Source organism: Zophobihabitans entericus, assembly GCF_011745665.1.
Taxonomy (GTDB): Bacteria; Pseudomonadota; Gammaproteobacteria; order Enterobacterales; family Orbaceae; genus Zophobihabitans; species Zophobihabitans entericus.
On the sequence record NZ_CP050253.1, the window covers coordinates 1,342,604 to 1,366,831 of the forward strand.

Sequence of the window (24,228 nt, forward strand, 5' to 3'; positions counted from 1 at the left end):
CATGATTGAAGCTGATCGTTTAATATCACCGGTGTCACAGCGAGAAGAAGACACTGTTGATCGTGCAATTCGACCAAAATCATTGGATGAATATATTGGTCAGCCTCATGTCTGTGAACAGATGAAAATCTTTATTCAGGCCGCTAAACAGCGTCAGGATGCACTTGATCACTTGCTGATTTTTGGACCACCGGGGCTGGGTAAAACTACACTGGCTAATATCGTTGCAAATGAAATGGGTGTTAATTTACGCACTACATCAGGCCCGGTGCTTGAAAAAGCAGGGGATTTGGCAGCGATGCTGACCAATCTTGAACCCCATGATGTTTTATTTATTGATGAGATTCACCGCCTGTCACCAGTGGTTGAAGAGATTCTCTATCCAGCGATGGAAGACTATCAACTGGATATTATGATTGGTGAAGGACCTGCTGCACGTTCAATTAAAATTGATTTACCACCATTTACGCTTATTGGTGCTACAACCAGAGCGGGTTCTTTAACCTCTCCACTGCGTGACCGATTTGGTATTGTGCAGCGTTTAGAGTTTTATAAAGTAGCTGATCTGGAATATATCGTTAGCCGCAGCGCCAAATTTTTAGGTTTAGAGTTATCACCGGAAGGTTCACACCAAATTGCCAGACGTTCACGGGGAACGCCACGTGTTGCTAATCGATTACTTCGCCGGGTTCGTGATTATGCGGATGTTCGCTCTGACGGTAAAGTAAATGGTGATGTCGCTGTTCAGGCATTAGATATGCTTGATGTTGATGTTGAAGGCTTTGACTTTATGGATCGTAAATTACTGCTAGCCATTATTGATAAATTTATGGGCGGACCGGTTGGGCTGGATAACTTAGCCGCAGCAATTGGTGAAGAGCGTGAAACGATTGAAGATGTGCTGGAACCATACTTAATTCAGCAGGGTTTTATTCAACGTACACCAAGAGGGCGGATTGCGACTCTGCATGCTTATCGTCACTTTGGTATCGTACCTGCAGATAAATAATGCTAATAATTTAATTTCCTCTGATTATTTTATCTTTAACTTAATTATGGTGCTCTGGTACCATAATTCAAGATTGGTAATTAAATTATCCATAAAATGTGTTTATTAATCAATTGGTTATGATGTTTATTTTAATGGGCAATTATCAGGGTAAATCTCTTACTGAATATTCATTTCACTTATAGTAATATACCTTTCAATCATTTCTTATTATTGGTCAATTATGAAACGCTATGCTAAATTTTTAACTCTTTTAACTGTTGTAGTCTGGTTATCCGGTTGTGGACTAAAAGGTGATCTTTATTTTCCGGCTGATGAACAGCAATCAACCACGACAAATGAGTCTAAGTAATGAACAATTTTAAATATCTAAATCAGGAATTATTTGCCGAGAATGTGTCTGTGACACAACTGGCTAAACAATTTGGTACGCCGCTGTATATCTATTCAAAAAACTACATTGAACAACAATGGTTAGCGTTCGATCAGGCTTTAGCTGGTCGTAAACACCTTGTTTGTTATGCGATGAAAGCCAATAGTAATTTAGCGGTATTAAATATTTTAGCTAAGCTTGGTGCTGGTTTTGATATTGTGTCTCAGGGTGAACTTGAGCGCGTACTAGCTGCTGGTGGTGATGCCGGGAAAGTCGTTTTTTCTGGTGTAGCTAAAACTGAAGCAGAGATTGCCCGCGCGCTTGAAGTTGGTGTGCGTTGTTTTAATGTTGAGTCAATTCCAGAGCTTTATCGTATTAATGAAGTAGCAAAACGCCTTAATAAAAAAGCACCGGTTTCACTGCGTATCAACCCGGATGTGGATGCTAAAACCCATCCTTACATTTCAACTGGGATGAAAGAGAATAAATTTGGTATTAGCTATGAGATCGCTTTAGAGGTGTATAAAGAAGCGAGCAGACTTTCTCATCTAAGCGTTGAGGGTATTGATTGCCATATTGGTTCTCAGTTAACAGAACTGACACCATTCCTTGATGCCGCTGACAGAGTACTTGCTCTAGTTGATAGTTTAGAGAAAGAAGGGATTCATATTCATCACCTTGATTTTGGTGGTGGCCTTGGGGTGTGTTATAATGATGAAGTACCTCCGACACCAGCTGAGTTTGTAAAAGCTATTCTGAAAAAAGTAGAAAACTATCCGCATCTGGAAATTCTGTTTGAACCAGGTCGTGCTATTGTTGCTAACGCAGGTCTGTTAGTAACTCATATTGAATACTTAAAACATCATGAAGATAACCACTTTGCGATTGTCGATGCCGGTATGAATGATTTAATTCGCCCCGCTCTGTATGAGTCCTGGATGAAAATTATTCCGGTTTCACAAAAAACAAATCAGGCTCAAAGCTATGTTTATAATGTCGTAGGTCCAGTTTGTGAATCAAGCGACTTTTTGGGTAAACAACGAGAGCTTGCTGTAGAAGCGGGTGACTATCTGGCAGTATGCAGTGCTGGTGCTTATGGCTTTGGTATGGCTTCTAACTATAACAGCCGACCAAAACCGGCAGAGATTATGGTTGATGGTAATAAAGCTTATGTAATTCGTCAACGTGAAAAATATACCGATCTCTGGGCTGGTGAGCAACTCATTGGTTGATTCAACCCTCATTAAACCACTATAATGTCATCAAATTAAACTAAATTGTGGCGGTGAAAACCGCCCAAGTAGTGGTGACAGAATGAATTTCTCCAAGATGCATGGACTGGGTAATGACTTTATGGTGATTGACGCCATTACCCAAAATGTTCATTTATCTCCTGAACTGATAAAGCGTTTAGCTGATCGTCATACCGGTGTCGGCTTTGATCAACTTCTGGTTATTGAACCACCATACTCTCCTGATCATGATTTTCATTATCGAATTTTTAATGCCGATGGTGGTGAAGTGGAGCAATGTGGTAATGGTGCTCGTTGTTTTGCCCGCTTTGTCCGTCTTAAAGGTCTGACTAAAAAACGTGAATTAAAAGTCAGCACTCTCAAAGGTACGATAATCCTGAAAGTGAATGAGGATGAAACGGTGCAGGTCAATATGGGCGAACCAGTTTTTGACCCGCAAAGTATTCCATTTAAAGCGATTAAAGAAGAGAAAACTTATATTATTCGGGCTCAGGAACAGACCGTATTTTGTGGTGTAGTTTCTATGGGTAATCCTCATTGTGTATTACAAGTCAATGATGTGCTAACAGCAAGTGTAGCAACTCTTGGACCTGTGCTTGAATCTCATGAACGCTTTCCGGAGCGAGCAAATATTGGTTTTATGCAAATTGTTGATCGTAATACGATTCAGCTGCGTGTTTTTGAACGTGGTGTAGGTGAGACTTTAGCCTGTGGTACAGGTGCTTGTGCTGCTGTTGCAATTGGTATCACACAAGGTCTGCTTGATTCTAAAGTGAAAGTTAAATTACCGGGTGGTGATTTAGATATCTGTTGGGAAGGTGTTGGTAAGCCTCTGTTTATGACCGGTTCAGCCACACACGTTTATGATGGATTTGTAACATTATGAGTACAGAAAATAGCTCAACCAGAGCCAAGGTTAAGACAGATGTCAAAGCATCGACAAAAATAAAACCAGAGACTAAACCTAAGTCTAAAGCAGAGCCTACGCTGGACGCAAAATTAGAGACCAAACTGAAAGCAAAACCAGTAGCAAAAACGACAAAAAAAGCTGCTGTGCAGGTAGAGTCTCGGGCAAAAATAAAAACTAAAGCTAAGGCTGAAGTGACACCAAAACTTAAATCAAAGCCTAAATCAGAATCTAAGTTAACACTTAAGTCAGAGCCTAAGCCAGAAGTTAAACCAGAGCTTAAATCAGAAATTAAGTCTAAAACTAAGATAAAAACAAAGTCTGTGACAACAGCAGAAACTAAACTGGCCTCTAAGCAGACTACAACTCTGACCGAAAAAACCGTCGCTAAGCCAACTGTGACCAAAAAACGACGCGCCAAAGCGAAACCCAGAGTCAGAAAAGTTAAGCTAAATGATGAACTGGTTAATCAGTATCTGACACAAAATCCTGACTTCTTTATTCGTAATGCTCGTCAGGTAGAAACAATGCGGATTCCTCATCCGGTACGTGGTGTGGTCTCCTTACCTGAATGGCAGCTAGCCAGACAACGTAATAAAATTAAAGAGTTAGAACAGGAAGTGACACTGCTGATGGAGCACGCCAGTGCCAATGAGTATCTGTTTGAACACTTAATGACATTGCAGAAAGAGTTATTACAGGCAGAAAATTTAGGTGAACTGGTTACTCGTTTAAATCGCTGGGCGAAAAGTTTAGGTTTACTGGGCGGATATGTTTATCTGTTTGAGGATAAATGGGCTCTCTCGGCACCATCGAGTTTTCATCATCTGTCACTTTCTTCTGATAAATTTAATTTTATTCGTGTACGTCATTTACAATATAGCTATCACTATTTAGGGCAATTAAATCCGACAGAACTGACCCTGCTGGTACCTAATCAGGAATATGTTGGTTCTGTAGCACTTTCGTTACTTGGGGAATTTGGTGATTTAGGTGTTTTAGTGTTTGCCAGTCGTGATCACCGTCATTATCAATCGGGGCAGGGAACACTATTGCTGGAAAAAATCAGTGAGATTTTACCTATCCTGATTAAGCGCTGGGTAACTCGTAAGAAATAATGATGCCAGATTTATTGGAAAAGTAATCGAAAAAGATAAATAAATTGAAACAGGACAAGTCCAATGGATAAACCAACTCGAGCTATGCAACAAACAAAGCCAGCGGCAGAACCATTTGACACTAAAAACTACTCATTGCTGTTAACACAGCCGGTAGAGAAGTTCCTGCAATATTTAAAAGCTGAGCGTCAACTAAGCCAACATACTCAAATCAATTACCAGCGGCAGCTTTATGCCGTTATCCATCTGGCTCATGAAATTGAGCTTTCCTGCTGGCAAAATTTAGATGCTTCTGCAGTACGTTTACTGATTGGTCGTAGTAAGCGAACAGGTCTCAGTGCCAGTAGTTTGTCACTACGTCTGTCGGCACTAAGAAGTTTTCTGGACTGGATGGTACATCAAAAACAGATGAACGTTAATCCTGCGCGTGGTGTGCAAAGCCCTAAGCCGGGTAAACATCTGCCAAAAAATATTGATGTTGATGAGATCAATCAACTGATGGATATTAACTTTAACGATCCGTTAGCCGTGCGCGATCGGGCGATGCTGGAACTGATGTATGGCTCTGGTTTGCGTCTGTCTGAACTGGTTGGACTAAACTGCCGTGAACTCAACTTAAAAGATGGTGAGATGCGCGTGATTGGTAAAGGCAGTAAAGAGCGTAAATTACCGATGGGCAGTCTGGCGATCAAATGGATTGAGCATTGGCTCTCTATGCGGGACTTTTTTGAACCGGAAGACGATGCATTATTTATCTCCAAATATGGTAAACGTATCTCTACCCGCAATGTTGAAAAGCGTTTTGCCCAGTGGGGTGTTAAGCAAGGTTTAAGTACTCACGTGCACCCACATAAACTCCGTCACTCATTTGCTACTCATATGCTGGAATCCAGCGGTGATCTGCGTGCTGTGCAGGAACTACTGGGGCATGCTAATTTATCGACGACTCAGGTTTATACTCATCTTGATTTTCAGCATTTAGCTAATGTTTATGATTCGGCTCATCCAAGAGCAAAAAGAGGAAAATCCTAATGCATTTTTATCGTTCGTTAAAAACTATAAAGGCACTGACTTTTGATCTCGATGATACACTTTATGATAATGTACCGGTGATGATGAAAGCCGATCAGGAACTGATGTTACATTTACAGCAACATGCACCTCTTCAAACGTTACAATTGGCTGAATTTAATGCCATTAAACATGGCTTATTAGAGACCGAACCTGATTTATATCAGGATGTAGTGCAGTGGCGAATTCAGACCTTACAAACGTTATTTGCTTTACACGGTTTTTTACAACATGAAGTACTCACTTTTGCCGATGAAGCGATGAATAATTTTATGTATTGGCGACATCAAATAGCGGTGCCACAAAATACTTTTCAGGTATTAGATAAGCTGGCAGAAAAGTACCCTCTGGCAGTCATTACTAATGGTAATGTGGACGTGACTAAAGTAGGTTTAGGACACTATTTTAAATTTTCTTTACGTGGTGGTGTGGATGGTCATTCTAAACCAGCAACCGATATCTTCCACGTGGCAGCAAAACGACTGGGTGTACTGGCTGAAAATATTATGCATGTTGGCGATCACTTAAATGCTGATGTAGAAGGCGCGATCTCCAGCGGTATGCAATCATGCTGGATCAATATTTTTAAACAGAATATTTATCACATGAATGAGGCACGAGTGTTACCGCACGTAGAAATTTCTGAATTGGCAGAGCTCAATAATCTGTTATAATCTGTATAAATACACAGTATTTATATTGTCATTGATTAAAATTTTCATGATAATATAATTTTTTCAAATAAATCAAAGAGTTATATTATGAACCATAAACTTCTGGAGAGCCTTAATCCGGAGCAGCAAAAAGCTGTTACCACAGATAGTCAGTATACATTGGTTCTGGCAGGTGCAGGAAGTGGTAAAACTCGTGTTTTAGTTCATCGTATTGCCTGGCTTTGTACTGTTAAAAACTACTCACCTAATTCCATTTTTGCGGTCACGTTCACCAATAAAGCTGCCGGAGAGATGCAGGAACGAATTGAAGAATTGGTCGGTGCAGAGCAATTCGCCGGTATGTGGGTAGGAACGTTCCATGGTCTGACTCATCGTTTATTACGCATCTTTTCTGACGCAGCAAAATTACCGAGTAATTTCCAGTTAATTGATACTGACGATCAGCACCGTTTGGTCAAACGTATCTTTCGTGAATTTCAGTTAGATGAAAAGCGCTGGCCAACGCGCGATTGTGCAGCTTATATTTCTACCCAAAAAGAGAAGGGACTCAGACCCGGGGATATTTCACCTGCCGATCAAATGGAAGAGATCTGGAAGCAAGTATATACCAGCTATCAGGCTATGTGTGATCGTGCCGGATATGTCGATTTTTCAGAGTTAATTTTGCGTGCCTACGAACTACTGACCAATAATGCAGAAGTTCTTAGCTATTGCCGTAAACGTTTTAAAAATATTCTGGTTGATGAGTTTCAAGATACCAATCATATCCAGTATCAACTGGTTAAACGTTTAGCGGGTGATACTGCCAATGTGATGATCGTGGGTGATGATGACCAGTCTATTTATGGCTGGCGCGGCGCGAATTCAGATAATCTACAAACCTTTGTTAATCATTATGCTGATACTGAGATTATCCGTCTGGAACAAAATTACCGTTCAACCGGTGCTATTTTACAAACAGCTAATCATTTAATCTCTCACAATCAGGCCAGACTGGGTAAAAATTTATGGACTGATCAAGGCAATGGTGAGCAGATTTCTCTGTATATTGGCTTTAATGATTTAGATGAAGCCCGTTATGTTATTGGTCAAATTAAAAAATATCATCAGGATGGTGGTAATTATCGTGATTGTGCCATCTTGTATCGTAATAATGCACAGTCCCGTTTATTTGAAGATACGTTATTACAATCAGCTATTCCTTACCATATTTATGGTTCGATTCGCTTCTATGAGCGTCAGGAAGTTAAACTGGCACTAGCGTATTTACGTCTGCTGTATGATACCAATAACGATGTGGCTTTTGAGCAATCAGTCAATACACCAGCCAGAGGTGTGGGGGATTCAACGATTGATACTATTCGTAATCTGGCAAAACAGCAAAATCAGTCTTTATGGGAAGTGTCTGAACGACTTATTGAGATGACGGTTCTCAGACCTAAGCAGCGCAATGGACTTTCGCGTTTTATTGAGCTAATGAATACCATGCGTAAAGAGCTGGCAGAAAAACCATTCTATGAGCAGATTGACCGAATTATTCAGGATTCCGGTATTTATGAAATGTATGAGCAGGAGAGTGGCATTAAAGGTCAATCCAAGCTTGAAAATCTGGAAGAACTGGTTTCAGCTGCACATCAATATTATGAGTCAGCCGGAGATAATCTGGTTGATGTTCATAGCGGCAAAACCTTAACTGTACTGGAAGCATTTCTGGCTTATACTTCACTGGAAGGTAAAGAGAGCTCACGTAATCAGGATTCAGTGCAACTGATGACTTTGCATTCCGCTAAAGGGCTGGAGTTTGAGCAAGTTTATATTGTCGGAATGGAAGAGGGGCTGTTCCCTGCTCAGCGATCTATTCCTGATAAAGACCGTATGGAAGAGGAACGCCGCTTAGCTTATGTGGGTATCACCAGGGCGCGTAAACACCTAACGTTGTCTTTAGCTGAACTCAGACGCTTATATGGTAAGGAAGAGCGTAATTTACCTTCGCGCTTCTTAAATGAATTACCACCAGAGTGGCTGAATGAAGTTAGTTTTAGAGGGATGACCTATAGTAAACCCCAGGTTACTCAAAAAGAGCCGGTTTCTTTTACTTTTGAAGATGAAGAAAGTGATTATCACTACACTCAACAAGACTATAAAGATAAACGTTCAACTAAGCGTAATACAACAGCCGGTGATGACGGATATACCTTAGGACGACGTGTAAGTCACCGTCGTTTTGGTGAAGGAACTATTATTAATTTAGATGGTGAGGGCGATCATCGTCGCGCTCAGGTTGCTTTCGTGAACGAAGGCATAAAATGGTTAGTGATTAAACTGGCAAATATGACATTTTTGTAATGATAATAATTCGCAAAACATATTGTTTTTTTTCTATCCTGATCTTATCTTATATACGCTGAAAATTTGGAAATTAGCTCAATTAGCTAAGAATAAAAATAATGGATTATCATAATCATACAGCATGGATAAAGACCCTTTATTCATATTTCTGTTAATGGACTAAAAAAAGTATCATGAAAAGTTTAATTAATAAACTCTTAATTCTTGTTATGTTGGTGTTTATGTCATCATCATTTGCAGCTCAAAAACCAATTTATGGTATATATGAAAAAGTGAAACTGGTGGAGTTTGACAACGTAGTTGTCAGAGCTAAGTTTGACACAGGTGCGCTTACCACGTCTTTAGGCGCGACTAATATACATATTTTTGATAAGGATGGTGTCGATTGGGTTAGGTTTACTCCTCAAATTGAAGGGGTAACACTACCGGAAATGGAATCTCCTTTAGTTCGTCATAGTAATATTAAACGCCGTAGTGGCGATACGAGTGACGATGTTCTTCATACTGTACGACCAGTTATTATGCTCGACATCTGCTTTGACGGAAAAATTTATTCGGTTGAGGCTAATTTAACTGATCGTTCACGTTTTAATTATCCACTTCTTGTTGGGAAGACCGCCTTACAAGAATTTAATATTCTGATAGATCCAAAATTGAAATATCAGTCTAAACCAGATTGTAAATAACAATAACCCATTTACACGAGAGTGATTATGCGTTCTCTTACATTGCATTTAAAAGTCTTGATTACGATTTTAGTCGTACTCGGACTATCTATTACTGCTTACCAAATATTTGTACAAAAAACACCAATTACAGAAAATGAACTTGATAACTTATGGACTATTGATGCCCGCGTCGATTTTGATGTGAATGGTACTAAGCCAGTTAAAGCTCAACTCTATATTCCGGCTAAATCGGATGATTATGCGATTTCTGATGAAATTTTCCTAGCTAAAGATTATGGACAAAATATTGACCAGTCACCACTTGGCAATCGTTTTGTAACATGGTCTGCCCGTCGGGTCAGTGGTCCTCAAACACTGTATTACCGCGTAAATATTACTAAACGTTATACGGACGAGGTTGCTCATTCGACTAAAGGTACATCATGGCGTGAACCTATTGTTATGAAGGGTGCAGATAAATTAGCGGCTGATGCATTGATCAATGAAATTCGTCAGAAGTCATCTAATACCACAACGTTTATCACGACAGCGATTAATGTGATTAACGATACCACCAATGATAACGTTAACCTATTATTGGGTAAGAGTAAGACTCCTGAAAATAGAGTGAAAACCATTGAGGTATTACTTTCTCAGGCATATATTCCTATTCAGCAAGTTCATATATTACATCTGACAAGTAGTACCAGTCAGACACCAGAGCTGTGGATTCGTAGTTATATTGATACTGGACGTCGTGCTGAAAACAGTACCAGTACTGGTGAATGGTTCTATTTTAATCCAACCTCCGGCGCAATGGGACTACCGGAAGATGCTATTGTCTGGTGGGTGGGTAATGAAGACGTATTAACTGTTGATAATGGTGTTCGTGCCCGAGTCACTTTTAGTATGGAACAGAGTGAACTTACCGCGATTAGCCTGGCTAAAGTGGCACAGGAAGGGAATTCACTTATGGAATACTCTTTCTACAGTTTACCGATTTCAACACAGTGGGCTTATCAGGTAATGCTGATGATTCCATTTGGCGTTCTGATTATTTTAGTCTTACGTAATATTGTTGGTGTAAATACACTGGGTACCTTTACACCGGTACTTATTGCTTTGGCATTTAGAGAAACTGGACTGGTATTTGGTTTAGTTTTCTTCTCTCTAATCGTATCAGCGGGTCTGTCACTCCGTTCCTATCTGGAACATCTTAAACTGCAAATGTTGCCAAGGTTATCGGTAGTACTGACTTTTGTGGTGATGCTAATTATTTTTGCTGGTCTGTTTAGTCACAAACTTGGTTTCGACCGTGGACTATCAATTAGTTTATTCCCAATGGTTATTTTAACTATGACTATTGAAAGACTCTCCATTACGTGGGAAGAGCGAGGGGCGAGCTTTGCTCTGAAAGTAGCTATTGGTACGTTAATTACAGCTTCTATCGCTTATCTTGTGATGGATATTCGCGCACTGAAATACTTTGTCTTCACTTTCCCGGCAATTATGTTGCTATTTATTGCCTTTATGCTGGCAATGGGTCGTTATCGTGGCTATCGCCTGCTCGAGTTAACACGTTTTAAAGCGATGTTGAAATAGGAGCACGTTATGTTATCGCTAATTAAGACATGGAAAGCGTTGAATGCCAGAGGCATTATGGGGATTAACCAGCGTAATGCCGATTATATTTTAAAATATAATAAGCGTAATCTTTATCCTCTGGTAGATAATAAGTTACTGACCAAAAAGCTGGCAATAGATGCCGGAATTACGGTGCCGGAACTCTATGGTGTCATTCGTACTGAGCACGATACCAGTAATCTGAAAAAGGTACTGGAAAAGTATAATGATTTTGTCATTAAGCCGGCTCAGGGCTCTGGCGGTGACGGAATTACGGTTATTGCAGACCGTTATGATGAGAACCGTTTTAAAACCATTTCAGGTCGTTTAGTAACAATTTCTGAACTGGAGTATCAGGTATCTAATATTATTACTGGCCTGTACTCACTGGGTGGTATGCGTGATACTGCCATGATTGAATACCGGGTTAAGCCTGATCCGATTTTCAAAAGTATCAGTTATGAAGGTGTGCCGGATTTACGTATTATTGTGTTGATGGGTTATCCGGTGATGGCTATGCTTAGGTTGCCAACTCGTCAGTCTAATGGTAAGGCTAACCTCCATCAGGGGGCAATTGGTGTTGGTGTGGATTTAGCCACAGGTAAAACTCTGGGTAATGGTTCATGGCTGAATGAACAGATTATTCGCCATCCGGATACCGATAATCTCGTGGGTGGTATTCAGTTACCTTACTGGGATAAGTTTATTAAACTGGCGACTGAATGCTATGAGATGGTAGGACTGGGCTATATCGGTGTTGATCTGGTACTTGATGAACAAAAAGGACCGATGATTTTGGAACTGAATGCTCGTCCTGGACTGAATATTCAAATTGCTAACGATGTTGGTTTACACCAAAGAACCAATGTGGTTGAAAAACATTTGGCAGAGTTGGCAGCACAGAAAATTATCGAAACGCCGGAAGAAAGAATTAAGTTTTCTCAGGAACATTTTTTCGCAGTATCTCGATAAATCTGCATTACGACATGGTAGTTTTAGCGATGATTTGTTATATTATGCAACTAAATTTTATCCATATTAACAATCAGCTAAATACTACCTATGAGAAAGCTAATTCAATCTGTTAAAACAACCATTTTACCTCTGGCTTTATTGAGTGCTTCGTTCACTCCGCTAACTGCTTTGGCAGAAGAGCCAACCATTCCGCAAAATGTTAGCGACTCACCAAGTATCATTGGACGATTGTTACAAAAGAACAATTCAGACTTTTTAGCTCTGTATCCTTATGAATCAAATTACCTGTTATATACTTATACTAGTAATATTAACCGTGAGTCTATCCAGTCATATAGCTGGTCAGATCATGCACGTAAAGATGAAGCAAAATTTCAAATAAGCCTTGGTTTTCCTATCTACCGTGGTATTTTCGGTGAAAATTCTGTCTTAGCAGCATCTTATACTCAACAGTCGTGGTGGCAGGCATTTAACTCTGCACAGTCTTCTCCATTTCGTGAAACTAACTATGAACCTCAGCTATTTGTCGGGTTTAAAACTGAATACGAGTTTTTAGGCTGGACTTTAAAAGATATCGAAGTCGGTTTTAACCATCAGTCTAATGGTCGTTCACAGGCGACATCCCGTAGCTGGAATCGTGTTTATGCCCGTGCGATGGCGATGAAAGATAACTTTATGATCGATTTAAAAGCCTGGTATCGTATTCCTGAAAGCAGCAGCAGCGATGATAATCCGGATTTAACTAAATATGTCGGTTATTATCGTCTGACACTGGGCTACAGCTGGAACTCTCATATGTTTACTGCCCAAGGGCGTTATAACTGGAACACCGGTTATGGTAATGCTGAGCTTGGCTGGAGTTACCCTGTTAGTGACGTTTTACGCATATATACACAACTTTATACCGGCTATGGTGAGTCATTAATTGATTATAATTATAAACAAACTCGTTTTGGTGTTGGTATTAAACTCGGAAATCTATTCTAAATCTAAAGGTCGTTGTCAGTGTTAAATAAAGCAGAAGAGATTCTGCATAATATTTTTGGCTATCGAGCATTTCGTAATGAGCAACAGGAGATTATTAATGCCGTTGTTGCTGATCGCGATTGCTTAGTCATCATGCCAACAGGGGGCGGGAAGTCCCTTTGTTATCAGATTCCTGCGTTGATGAAAGAGGGAGTGACAATTGTTATCTCTCCGCTTATTTCATTGATGAAAGATCAGGTTGACCAGTTAACAGCCAATGGTATTTCTGCTGCCTGTTTAAATTCGACCCAGACTATGCGTGAACAACGCGACGTGATTGAACTGTATCGCGCTAAAAAAATCCATCTGCTTTACATCTCCCCGGAACGCTTTAACGTTGAGTCTTTTACTTCGTTATTGCTTGAATGCCCGCCGGTAATTATTGCTATTGATGAAGCGCACTGTATCTCTCAGTGGGGACACGATTTCAGACCGGAGTATCGTACTCTGGGTCAACTAAAAATTAACTTTCCAAATATTCCGGTTATTGCACTAACAGCAACAGCAGATGATGTGACACGTAAAGATATTGTACGCCTGCTTGACCTGCATGATCCATTAATTAGTATCAGCAGCTTTGACAGACCGAACATTCGCTACACGGTGACAGAAAAATTCAATGCTCTGGAACAAGTGACGACTTTTTTGCTGCGTCAAAAAGGCAATAGTGGGATTATTTATTGTGGTAGTCGGGCAAAAGTAGAAGATACCGCTGCACGCTTAGCGACTCGTGGCTTTTCTGTCGCGGCTTATCACGCTGGTTTAACCAATCAGGAAAGAGAAAAAGCACAGGACGCTTTTCTGAAAGATGATGTTCAGATTATTGTTGCTACCGTTGCTTTTGGGATGGGGATTAATAAACCTAACGTCCGTTTTGTAATTCACGCTGATATTCCTAAAAATATTGAATCCTATTATCAGGAAACTGGGCGGGCAGGCCGGGATGGTGTAGCGGCAGAGGCATTACTGCTATTTAATGCCGGTGATTTAGGCTGGTACCGCAAATTATTGGATGAGAAAGAAGACGGCTCACAAAAAGAGATTGAACTACATAAGTTAAATGCCATGAGTGCTTTTGCTCAAGGCTTAACTTGTAGGCGTTTAGTGTTACTTAACTACTTTGGTGAATATCGTCAGACTCCATGTAATAATTGCGATATTTGTCTGTTCCCGCCTGAGCATTATGATGGCTTACAGGATGCACAAAAAGTGTTGTCTTGTGTTTACCGGGTCGGTCAGCGCTTTGGGATGCACTATGTCGTTGATGTGCTGCGCGGAGCAAATAACGCCCGTATTCGTGATTTTGGTCATAATAAACTATCGGTTTATGGTATTGGCAAAGAGAAAACCAGCGATTTTTGGATTAGTATTATTCGCCAGCTGGTACATTTAGGCTTTCTGGTACAGGATATTACCGCTTATTCAGCATTAAAATTAACCGAAGCTGCTCGTCCTGTTTTAAAAGGCGATGTAGAACTTTCACTTGCGGTACCTCGTCTTGAGATTGTTAAGAAAGAGAAAGTACGCAATGGTCGTTCATCTGCTGCCACGTCTTTACTCACTGATCAGGAAAAAGTGTTATTTGCTAATTTGAGAAGACTACGTAAATCGTTGGCCGACGAATCAGGAGTACCACCTTATGTGGTATTTAGTGATGCAACATTGTTTGAAATGGTGCAATACCTACCGACTAATCCTTCTGCATTACTCTCTATTTCTGGTGTTGGCCAAAGTAAACTGGAAAAATATGGTGCCGAGTTTATTGAAGTCATCGATGAGTTTATCTTAAATTCCTAATGAATTAGGATGCCATTTTTGATGTAAACTTAAATGAACATCACAAAAAGAATCATAAGTTGCATTAAAAATAGTAGTCATCTCTTAAAATCGCGCTATACTTTACGTTTCTGGAAATAGATCTATACATCTATTTATTTAAAAACAATAAAATCAAATTCACTGGAGTTTTGGATGTCCCCTATGTCTGATATGCCACAAATGATGGCGTTAGTTCTTATTTTGTTAATTTTATATATTGGCGATATTGTTGCAACACGCACTAAAGCATGGATTCCTTCTGTGTTTGTCTGTGCCGTCCTCTTTTTAGCGGGTTACTGGACGTTCTTCCCAAAAGATATTGTGGCAAGAGCAGGTATTCCACAGGTCGTGGCTGTTATGCTGATGTATTTACTCATTACGAATATGGGAACACTTTTATCAGTCAAAGAACTCCTGAAACAATGGAAAACAATTTTAATTTCACTGGCTGGTATTCTCGGTATTATTATTGTTTGCGGCATAATCGGTTATGTTCTATTTGATAAAAATACGGTAATCGTGGCGATTCCACCTCTGGTTGGCGGTATTGTCTCGGCGATTATCATGTCTGGCGGAGCTCAAGAAGCAGGTCTGCCAACGCTGGCGGTATTTGCTATTATCATTTATGTTATGCAAGGGTTTGCCGGTTATCCATTAACTTCAATCATGCTGAAAAGAGAAGGGCGTAAAGTTCTTGAAAAATACCGTGCTGGTCAGTGGGAAGAGTCACTCGATGGCAGTAAAGGTGAAAAGTCAGAAGCAGTAGCTGCAATTGAAGAGAACGCTATGCCGAAGATGTTTAGCAAAGTTCCAGCAGCATACAATACGGAATACTTCCAGTTTTTACGTTTAGCATTTGTTGGCTTTTTAGCCTACCTGACATCTAAAGCGCTTGAGCCGATTGTCGCTGTAAGCCCGTTTGTTCTTTGTTTATTATATGGTGTTATCGCATCCTCAGTTGGATTCTTAGAGCGTCATCCACTGAAAAAAGCCAATGGTTTTGGTTTTGCAGTTATGGGTCTGATGTTATTTATCTTTGATACTTTAAATCGTGCGACACCAGAAATGCTACTTGATTTAGTGACGCCACTGATCGTTTTAATCATTTCAGCGGTTATTGGTATGTTTATCTTTGCTGTGGTAGTGGGTAAGGTTCTTAAAGTGAGTCTTGAAATGGCTTTCTCTATCGCACTAACAGCTTTATATGGTTTCCCGGCTGATTATATAATTACTAACGAAGTAATTAATAGTTTAACGCAAGATGAAACAGAACGTCGCGTTCTAACCAGCCATATGCTTGCCCCAATGCTTATTGGTGGATTTATCTCTGTTACGATGGTGTCAGTGGTTTTAGCCGGTATCATGGTTGGTATGATTGTTCCTGTTGTCGGTTAAGCTGTCAGAGATATTTAAGAGGTAAAAGTTATGCAGGCAAGTACTAAGCGTATTCAGGAGCATATTGAAACTATTGCTACATTTACAGCTACACCAGGTCAGGGTACAACTCGTATGTCATATAGTGAGCAGGATGTGCAAGTACGACACTATATTAAACAACAGATGGCTCAGGCGGGTTTAACTGTTTATGAAGATGCCATGGGAAATATCTTTGGACGTCTGAATGGTAAAAATCCTGATCTACCGGTGGTATTAATCGGTTCTCATTTTGACTCAGTCCCTAATGGTGGTGCCTTTGATGGTCCCGCAGGTGTGGTTATGGGACTTGAAATCGCTACTCTATTTAAAGAATACAACTTAGTGCCGGAATACCCGCTTGAAGTTGTAGCGCTGGTTGAAGAAGAAGGTGCCAGCTTTGGTGGTGGTTTACTTGCTTCTCGCGCTATTGCCGGACAAGTATCAACCGCTGATTTAAAGTCAATGCGTGATAGTCAGGGTGTATCTGCTGCTGAGCGTATGGCCGCACTTGGTTTTGATGCTAATAAGATTGCTGAAGCAGTACGCAAGCCGGAACAATTGAAAGCCTTTATTGAACTGCATATTGAACAAGGTCCAATCCTTGAGCAAAGTGGTGAAGATATTGGGATAGTGGAAACCATTGTTGGTTTAAGCCAAATGATTGTGACGGTTGAAGGTAAAGCCGGTCATGCTGGTACCACTCCAATGAATATGCGGGCTGATGCACTACTGGCAAGTAGTCAGTTAGTACAACAAGTTGCCGGGTTTGCGGTGGCAGAAGGCGAAACTGTTGCAACAGTGGGTAAGCTGCAAGTTTTCCCTAACGGGGCAAATGTTATTCCAAGTAAAGTTATCTTTAGTATTGATGTGCGTTCTAAAGATCAACAAAAGCTTGATCGTGTTATTGATCAGATTAAACAAGCGATTGCTCAGGCACAAACTCAATTTATTAAAACACAGATTGAACAGCCGATTTATGTTAAGCCAATCAATCTGGATAAAGAGATTTGTCAGCTCCTGACTGAAAATAGTGATAAACTGAATCTGAAAAGTCGGGTAATGGTAAGTGGTGCCGGCCATGATGCTATGGTTTTCGCAGGTTTTACTCGCGTAGGACTTATTTTTGTACCAAGTCGAAATGGCTTAAGTCATCATCCGGACGAATGGACTGATTATGATCAAATCCAAAAAGGAGTTGAAGTTATTTTCGAAACGGTAAAAGCCTTAACTAAGGCAAAAGCAGAATAAAGGTAGAAGAAATAAAATGATTAACAAACAAATTAGTGCTGTAGTTAAAGCAAATACAGCAGCCATGGTTGAATTTCGTCGTGATTTACACCGCCATCCAGAACTTCCATGGGAAGAAGTCAGAACCACGGATCGTATTGCTGAAGAGTTAGATAAAATTGGAATCACTTATCGTCGTACAGAACCAACCGGGATCATTGCTGAAATTAAAGGTGGGAAGCCGGGTAAAACAATTTTATTACGTGCAGATATTGATGCACTGCCAGTAATGGAACTGACTGAAAACATCGATTATAAGTCAACTATTCCGGGTAAGATGCATGCTTGTGGCCATGATTCTCATACAGCAATGCTGCTGACTGCTGCTAAAGCACTATATGCGATTAAAGATCAGTTAACCGGTAATGTACGTTTAGTATTCCAGCCAGCAGAAGAAGTGGCTGAAGGGGCTAAATCGATGATTAAACAGGGTGTACTTGAAGGCGTGGATAATGTTTTTGGGATGCATATCTGGTCGCAAACACCGGTAAATAAAGTGTCTTGTAATGCAGGTCCAAGTTTTGCTTCTGCTGACTTATTAACAATTAAGTTTAGAGGTCAGGGTGGTCATGGTTCTATGCCTCATGATACAGTCGATGCGGTGATGATCGCTTCTGCATTTGTGATGAATGTACAGTCTATTGTGTCTCGTGAAATCGATCCGTTAGAACCTGCAGTTGTAACAATTGGTCGTATGGAAGTGGGTACACGTTTCAATGTCATTGCAGAGAATGCTGTTCTTGAAGGTACAGTACGTTGCTTTAACGTCGATATTCGTAAAAAAATTGAAGCCGCAATCAGACGTTATGCTGATGAAGTAGCTGCGATGTATCGTGGTACAGCTGAAGTTATTTACCATTATGGTACACTTCCTGTTATTAATGAAAATCGTAGTGCGCTACTTGCTCAGTCAGTGATTAAAGAAGCTTTTGGTGATGATTTCTTATATACCGAGCGCCCAACTACTGGCGGTGAAGACTTTAGTTACTATATGGAAAATATTCCGGGTGCCTTTGCACTTGTGGGTTCCGGTAATGCTGCTAAAGATACGCAAAGAGCTCACCATCATGGCTGTTTTAATATTGATGAAGATGGTATGCCAACTGGTGCTGAGCTTTACGCTCAATATGCCTGGGCGTATTTAAATCAATCGGATTTCTAATTCGCTTAAATTCAGATAATAGTCATTTTGCAGGGAGATTTGTGGTATTATGTCTCCCTGTTTTATTTAAATTATTGACTATTTATCTGGAAGAGTATGAGCTATCAAGTCTTAGCCCGTAAATGGCGACCAAAATCGTTTTCTGACGTTGTTGGACAAGAACATGTACTAAAAATATTGTCTAATGCTTTAACGCTTGGACGTGTGCATCATGCCTATCTTTTCTCCGGAACTCGTGGTGTTGGTAAAACATCCATCGCACGTCTTTTAGCTAAAGGCCTTAATTGTGAAACTGGTATTACAGCAACTCCTTGTGGTGTGTGTGATAACTGCCGTGATATTGAACAAGGCCGATTTGTTGATCTGCTCGAAATTGACGCTGCTTCCCGCACTAAAGTAGAAGATACCAGAGAAATTCTTGATAATATTCAGTATTTACCAACACGTGGACGTTTTAAAGTTTATCTAATCGACGAAGTCCATATGCTATCGCGCAGCAGCTTTAATGCGCTTCTTAAAACTCTGGAAGAGCCACCTGAACATGTAAAGTTCTTATTGGCAACCACTGATCCACAAAAACTACCGATTACTATATTATCCCGTTGTTTGCACCTGCATTTAAAAATGCTGGATGTCAATCAGATTCAACATCAACTGGATAAGATTTTAAATGCAGAGCAGATCACTCATGAAAACCGTGCCGTGCAGCTATTATCCAAAGCGGCTAATGGTAGTATGCGTGATGCGCTGAGTTTGACTGATCAGGCAATTGCTTTAGGTAATGGTCAGGTTGATACTGCTTCTGTCTCTTCGATGCTGGGTTCTTTAGACCAAAATATTCCTTTTGCACTGCTTGAAGCGATTTTAAGTGCCGATGGGAATACCTTGATGACGCAAATTCAACAAGCCGCTGAGCAAGGTGCTGACTGGTATACTTTGTTATCTGATACGATTAATCTGCTGCATCAAATTGCTATGTTACAACTGGTACCAACAGCCATTGGTGATTATCAAAATTATGAGCAACGCATTCGCCATTTAGCTCAGACGATGTCTCCGCAGGATGTACAGTTGTACTATCAGATTTTATTAAATGGTCTTAAAGATTTACCAGCTTTAATTGAAAAGCGTATTGGTGTTGAAATGGCATTTTTACGCACTGTCGCTTTTCAACCAAAAATCTTTCAGGAACAGGCAGGGACATCTGTAAGAAATCAATCTGCAGCAGCTCAGGCAGCCTCAACTACGTCAAGAGCAGCCCCAGTAAGTGAATCTGCACCACAACGTACAGTAACTCCACCAAAAGTTCAGACTAGTGTACCAGACGCTAAACCGACTGCTGCACCGGAAGCCAAGCCAGCTTATAACACTGAGGACTTATCATCTGAAACACAAAGTATCTTAGCTGCTCGTAATCAGTTGATCAATAATGAGATAAAGCCAAAAAAGTCTGAATCGGTTGCGTCTTCGCAGCCGATTAAATCAGAAAGGTTAGCGAATATTAAGCAAGGTAATTATAAAAAGCCGGAAGAGTTTGCAGTGCAAAATTCAGAAGATGAAGAAGAATCGGCGGAAACTTACCAGTGGCAAGCTAAGACCGTATTCGATGATAAATCGTTGACTGTTTCACCAAAAGATTTACGCCAGTCAGTGGAGCATGAAAAGACAGCAGAACTGACAGTTAAATTAATTGAAGAAGCCGCTAAAATTGATTCATGGTCAGCAGAGATTGAACAACTTACTTTAGCCCCAATGATTAAACAGCTGGCGATCAATTCAGCTTTAGAGCAAATAAGCGATAATAATGTGGTATTGCATTTAAGAACTGCTTCTGCTCATACTAACACGAAAAATAGTTTTCAGGCATTACAGCAAAATTTATCTGAACATCGCAATACCTCTGTTGAATTAAGTATTGTCATTGATGATACCGTTGGCAAGACGCCTTTAGAACTGCGGGAAGAGATTTATCAACGAAAACTACAGCAGGCAAAAGAGATCATTCATGGTGATGATACTATCAAGCTATTGTGTCAATATTTTGATGCTCAGATTGATGAAGAGAGTATACGTCCCGTATAATCATTTTTTATTTAAAAGTTATTTTAAGAAAACATATTAAAACAGTCATCCACAATTTATAAGGAGTCGTTATGTTTGGTGGTGGTAAAGGTGGTCTGGGCAATTTAATGAAGCAAGCTCAGCAAATGCAAGATCGTATGCAAAAAATTCAGGCTGAAATTGCTCAAATGGAAGTGACTGGAGAGTCTGGCGCTGGTATGGTAAAAGTGACCATTAATGGTTCTCATAGCTGCCGCCGTGTCGAAATTGACCCTTCTTTAATGGTTGAAGACGATAAAGAGATGTTAGAAGATTTAATTGCCGCTGCATTCAATGATGCAACTCGTCGTATTGAAGAGACGCAAAAAGAGAAAATGGCACAAGTTACAGGTGGCATGCAGTTACCTCCTGGTTTTAAGATGCCTTTCTAAATGCAAACGAGTCCTTTACTTGAATCTTTAATGGAAGCATTACGCTGTTTACCGGGCGTTGGCCCTAAGTCTGCTCAGCGTATGGCTTTTCAATTGTTACAGCGCGATCGTCGTGGTGGTTTGAACCTTGCTAATGCTTTGCATCAGGCGATGACTGAAATCGGGCATTGCGTTGATTGTCGTACCTTTACTGAGCGGGAGCGCTGTGCGATTTGCGCTAATGTACGTCGTCAGGCGAGTCAGCAAATTTGTGTAGTCGAATCCCCGGCAGATATTGTAGCTATTGAGCAAACTGGTCAATATGCAGGACGCTACTTTGTATTACTTGGGCATTTGTCACCACTGGATGGTATTGGTCCGATGGATATTGGTTTAGATTTACTTGAGAAGCGCCTTTCTAAAGAATCGATTTCTGAAGTGATTCTGGCCACAAACCCAACAGTTGAAGGTGATGCCACTGCTAATTATATTGCTGAGATGTGTGCGGAACATAATATTGTGGCAACCAGAATTGCCCATGGCGTACCTGTTGGTGGCGAGTTGGAAATGGTAGATGGTACAACACTTTCCCATTCATTCATCGGCAGACAAAAAATTGAAATATAGTAAGTTATTGATTAATAATGTTAAATAAAAAGAAAATTAACTGATAAAATTAAGTGAGAAAGAGATATGACGTATAAAGCAGTTGCTTTTGATATGGACGGTACAATACTTGATAAGAATCGTGAAATTCTTCCTGAAACCGTTGAAGTGATTAAAAAAATCTCCGCTAAAGGGATTAAAGTTCTGTTAGCAACAGGTCGTCACCATTCAGTTGTCTATCCTTATCATTATCAATTAGGGCTTGATACACCAGTTATTTGCTGTAATGGTTCATATTTATATGATTTTAATCAGCATAAAGTACTTGCCGGTAATCCGATGAGTAAAGAACAAGCTAAAACCTTACTGGGTCTGGTCAATAAACACGGTATTCATACACTGATTTATACTGATGAAAAAGCAACATATGAAGTTCTGGATGATCACTTAGAAGGTTTATTTAAATGGATTAACTCGTTACCAGAAGAGATTCGTCCAGTGTTGCATAAAGTAGACAGTTTTATCGATGTGATTGATGAAGCTAATGTCGTCTATAAATTTGCGACCAGTTCTCACGATCTGCCAGCACTGCGTGCCTTTAGCCACGAGATTGAAACACTTTACCCTGATTTATCATGTGAATGGTCATGGTCAAATCGTGCAGATGTGGCTAAAGCAGGGAATAATAAAGGTGCTGGTTTAGAACAGTGGTCAAAATTATCTGGCGTACCAATGAGTCAAATCGTTGCTTTTGGTGATAACTATAATGATATCACAATGCTTAAAGGTGCGGGTCTTGGTATTGCTATGGGTAATGGTGAGGACGACATTAAAGCCATCGCTGATCGCGTTATCGGTGACAACAATAGCCCAAGTATTGCCCTGGAACTGGAAAAGATATTCTTATAATGCTTGAGATTCTTTATCAGGATCAGGATATTATTGCGATTAATAAGCCGGCAGGGTGGATGGTTCACCGTAGCTGGCTTGATCGTAATGAAAAGATTGTGGTGATGCAGACATTGCGGGATCAGATTGGTCAGCATGTTTATCCGGTTCACCGTTTAGATCGTCCAACTTCAGGGACCTTATTACTGGCACTGTCCAGTGAAATGGCTCGTGCGCTTGCTCAGCAATTTGAACTGCAACAAGTTAAAAAGACTTATCATGCCATTGTGCGTGGTTACCTGACAGGTAGTGATACCATTGATTACCCGCTGGTTGAAGAGTGGGACAAGATTGCTGATAAATATGCAGCTAAAGATAAACCTGCACAATCAGCGGTATCATCATATCAGGGATTAAAAACAGTTGAGATTCCGGTTGCTGTCGGGCGTTATCCGACATCTCGATTTAGCTTAGTTGAACTGACTCCTCATACCGGGCGTAAGCATCAGTTGCGTCGTCATATGAAGCATATTTTTCATCCCATTATCGGTGATAGTAAACATGGCGATTTGCATCAAAATCGTGCTTTTGCTCAGTACTTCTCTATTCACAGACTTATGTTGCATTCGAGCTCACTTTCATTTATTCATCCGGCGACAAAAGAACCGATGACGGTTTGTGCAGAATTTGATGAACAATGGAAGAGTTTGCTAACTACTTTTAGTTAAAAATATTTTTCTAATTCCCTCTTTAAAAGAATGTAACTTGATGTATTATAGCCTCGAAATAACTTAGTTATATTTCGTTACAATTTGGAGTGTATATGTATTCTTTATCAAAGCGTTGTCTCGCTGAATTATTTGGTACTTTTTGGTTAGTAATGGGTGGTTGTGGTAGTGCAGTACTTGCAGCACCACATATTGGTGTTTTAGGTGTAGCATTAGCATTCGGTTTAACTGTATTAACTATGGCTTATGCAATTGGTCATATCTCTGGATGTCACTTAAATCCAGCAGTGACAGTTGGTTTAGCTGTTGGTCGTCGTTTTCCGTTTGCAGAAGTCGTACCATATATTATTTCTCAAGTAATCGGTGCAACTATCGCTGCATGGATTTTATATATGATTGCTAGTGGTAAAGATGGTTTTGCACTATCAAGTGGTTTTGCAGCTAACGGATATGGCGCACATTCTCCGGATGGTTATAGCTTCACTGCTGGCTTTATTTCAGAAGTTGTAATGACTTTTGCATTCCTGATGATTATTCTTGGTTCAACTCATGGTCGTGCACCGGCTGGTTTTGCTCCAATTGCTATTGGTTTAGGCTTAACACTAATCCACTTAATCAGTATTCCGGTTACTAACACCTCTGTGAACCCTGCACGTTCAACTAGCCAGGCGCTATTTGTACAAGGCTGGGCACTTGAACAATTATGGATGTTCTGGGTAGCTCCAATTTTAGGTGCGATTCTTGCTGGTATTGTGTATCCATTCTTAGCTAAAGATAAATAAGTCTTATCTTGTGAGTGATCATAG

21 protein-coding genes and 1 pseudogene are annotated in these 24,228 nt (G+C 40.3%); all 22 read left to right on the forward strand.

The genetic code is table 11. The annotated features are described in order from the left end of the window. The first annotated feature begins 1 nt into the window (after window position 1). Window positions 2–1,009: a Holliday junction branch migration DNA helicase RuvB gene (ruvB, locus tag IPMB12_RS06015; protein ID WP_166915933.1), complete on the forward strand. Its 1,008-nt coding sequence runs from the start codon at window positions 2–4 to the stop codon at window positions 1,007–1,009. A gap of 223 nt (window positions 1,010–1,232) precedes the next feature. Next, window positions 1,233–1,361 (forward strand): LPS translocon maturation chaperone LptM, encoded by a 129-nt coding sequence (lptM, locus tag IPMB12_RS06020; RefSeq protein ID WP_166915935.1) that lies wholly within the window; start codon window positions 1,233–1,235, stop codon window positions 1,359–1,361. Further along, window positions 1,361–2,614, forward strand: a complete 1,254-nt coding sequence (gene lysA, locus IPMB12_RS06025; protein ID WP_166915937.1) for a diaminopimelate decarboxylase — start codon at window positions 1,361–1,363, stop codon at window positions 2,612–2,614. Before lptM ends, lysA begins: the two co-directional genes overlap by 1 nt. A gap of 82 nt (window positions 2,615–2,696) precedes the next feature. Then, a complete protein-coding gene (gene dapF / locus IPMB12_RS06030; RefSeq protein WP_166915939.1) occupies window positions 2,697–3,521 on the forward strand; it encodes a diaminopimelate epimerase in 825 nt (274 codons plus the stop codon). A 419-nt stretch (window positions 3,522–3,940) separates the two neighbouring features. Next, window positions 3,941–4,660 carry a DUF484 family protein gene (locus tag IPMB12_RS12250; RefSeq protein WP_407704075.1) on the forward strand — a complete coding sequence of 240 codons (720 nt, stop codon included), beginning with the start codon at window positions 3,941–3,943 and terminating at the stop codon, window positions 4,658–4,660. Window positions 4,661–4,744: 84 nt separating this feature from the next. Continuing rightward, complete coding sequence (xerC, locus tag IPMB12_RS06040; RefSeq protein WP_208293579.1) at window positions 4,745–5,692, forward strand: tyrosine recombinase XerC; 948 nt, start codon at window positions 4,745–4,747, stop codon at window positions 5,690–5,692. Then, the gene (gene yigB / locus IPMB12_RS06045) at window positions 5,692–6,405 is read left to right on the forward strand and encodes a 5-amino-6-(5-phospho-D-ribitylamino)uracil phosphatase YigB (RefSeq protein ID WP_166915945.1); all 714 of its coding nucleotides are present in this window, start codon (window positions 5,692–5,694) and stop codon (window positions 6,403–6,405) included. The genes xerC and yigB overlap by 1 nt, the downstream gene beginning before the upstream one ends. Before the next feature lie 87 nt (window positions 6,406–6,492). Continuing rightward, complete coding sequence (uvrD, locus tag IPMB12_RS06050; RefSeq protein ID WP_166915947.1) at window positions 6,493–8,751, forward strand: DNA helicase II; 2,259 nt, start codon at window positions 6,493–6,495, stop codon at window positions 8,749–8,751. Between the two features lie 224 nt (window positions 8,752–8,975). Further along, on the forward strand, window positions 8,976–9,440 hold the full coding sequence (locus IPMB12_RS06055) for an ATP-dependent zinc protease family protein (protein WP_208293432.1): 465 nt from the start codon (window positions 8,976–8,978) through the stop codon (window positions 9,438–9,440). 27 nt (window positions 9,441–9,467) lie between these two features. Continuing rightward, window positions 9,468–11,024: a UUP1 family membrane protein gene (locus IPMB12_RS06060; protein WP_166915949.1), complete on the forward strand. Its 1,557-nt coding sequence runs from the start codon at window positions 9,468–9,470 to the stop codon at window positions 11,022–11,024. Between the two features lie 9 nt (window positions 11,025–11,033). Then, window positions 11,034–12,017 carry an alpha-L-glutamate ligase-like protein gene (locus tag IPMB12_RS06065; RefSeq protein ID WP_166915951.1) on the forward strand — a complete coding sequence of 328 codons (984 nt, stop codon included), beginning with the start codon at window positions 11,034–11,036 and terminating at the stop codon, window positions 12,015–12,017. 90 nt (window positions 12,018–12,107) lie between these two features. Beyond that, window positions 12,108–13,007, forward strand: coding sequence for a phospholipase A (pldA, locus tag IPMB12_RS06070; RefSeq protein ID WP_166915953.1), 900 nt, complete (start codon window positions 12,108–12,110; stop codon window positions 13,005–13,007). 12 nt (window positions 13,008–13,019) lie between these two features. Next, window positions 13,020–14,843 (forward strand): DNA helicase RecQ, encoded by a 1,824-nt coding sequence (recQ, locus tag IPMB12_RS06075; RefSeq protein WP_208293433.1) that lies wholly within the window; start codon window positions 13,020–13,022, stop codon window positions 14,841–14,843. Window positions 14,844–15,035: 192 nt separating this feature from the next. Then, window positions 15,036–16,259 (forward strand): hypothetical protein, encoded by a 1,224-nt coding sequence (locus IPMB12_RS06080; RefSeq protein WP_166917709.1) that lies wholly within the window; start codon window positions 15,036–15,038, stop codon window positions 16,257–16,259. A gap of 30 nt (window positions 16,260–16,289) precedes the next feature. After that, complete coding sequence (locus tag IPMB12_RS06085) at window positions 16,290–17,528, forward strand: Zn-dependent hydrolase (RefSeq protein WP_166915957.1); 1,239 nt, start codon at window positions 16,290–16,292, stop codon at window positions 17,526–17,528. A 16-nt stretch (window positions 17,529–17,544) separates the two neighbouring features. Next, window positions 17,545–18,729 carry a M20 family metallopeptidase gene (locus IPMB12_RS06090; protein ID WP_166915959.1) on the forward strand — a complete coding sequence of 395 codons (1,185 nt, stop codon included), beginning with the start codon at window positions 17,545–17,547 and terminating at the stop codon, window positions 18,727–18,729. Between the two features lie 96 nt (window positions 18,730–18,825). Then, on the forward strand, window positions 18,826–20,811 hold the full coding sequence (gene dnaX, locus IPMB12_RS06095) for a DNA polymerase III subunit gamma/tau (RefSeq protein WP_166915961.1): 1,986 nt from the start codon (window positions 18,826–18,828) through the stop codon (window positions 20,809–20,811). A 71-nt stretch (window positions 20,812–20,882) separates the two neighbouring features. Then, entirely contained in the window at window positions 20,883–21,221 is a 339-nt protein-coding gene (locus IPMB12_RS06100) for a YbaB/EbfC family nucleoid-associated protein (RefSeq protein ID WP_166915963.1), read from the forward strand. Continuing rightward, on the forward strand, window positions 21,222–21,827 hold the full coding sequence (gene recR / locus IPMB12_RS06105) for a recombination mediator RecR (RefSeq protein ID WP_166915965.1): 606 nt from the start codon (window positions 21,222–21,224) through the stop codon (window positions 21,825–21,827). A gap of 66 nt (window positions 21,828–21,893) precedes the next feature. Continuing rightward, entirely contained in the window at window positions 21,894–22,715 is an 822-nt protein-coding gene (locus IPMB12_RS06110) for a pyridoxal phosphatase (protein ID WP_166915967.1), read from the forward strand. Further along, window positions 22,715–23,416 (forward strand): annotated as a pseudogene (truC, locus tag IPMB12_RS06115) (tRNA pseudouridine(65) synthase TruC); the annotation flags it as partial. The gene IPMB12_RS06110 and the pseudogene truC, both read left to right, overlap by 1 nt. A 101-nt stretch (window positions 23,417–23,517) precedes the next feature. After that, complete coding sequence (aqpZ, locus tag IPMB12_RS06120; RefSeq protein WP_166915971.1) at window positions 23,518–24,204, forward strand: aquaporin Z; 687 nt, start codon at window positions 23,518–23,520, stop codon at window positions 24,202–24,204. Window positions 24,205–24,228: the final 24 nt, after the last annotated feature.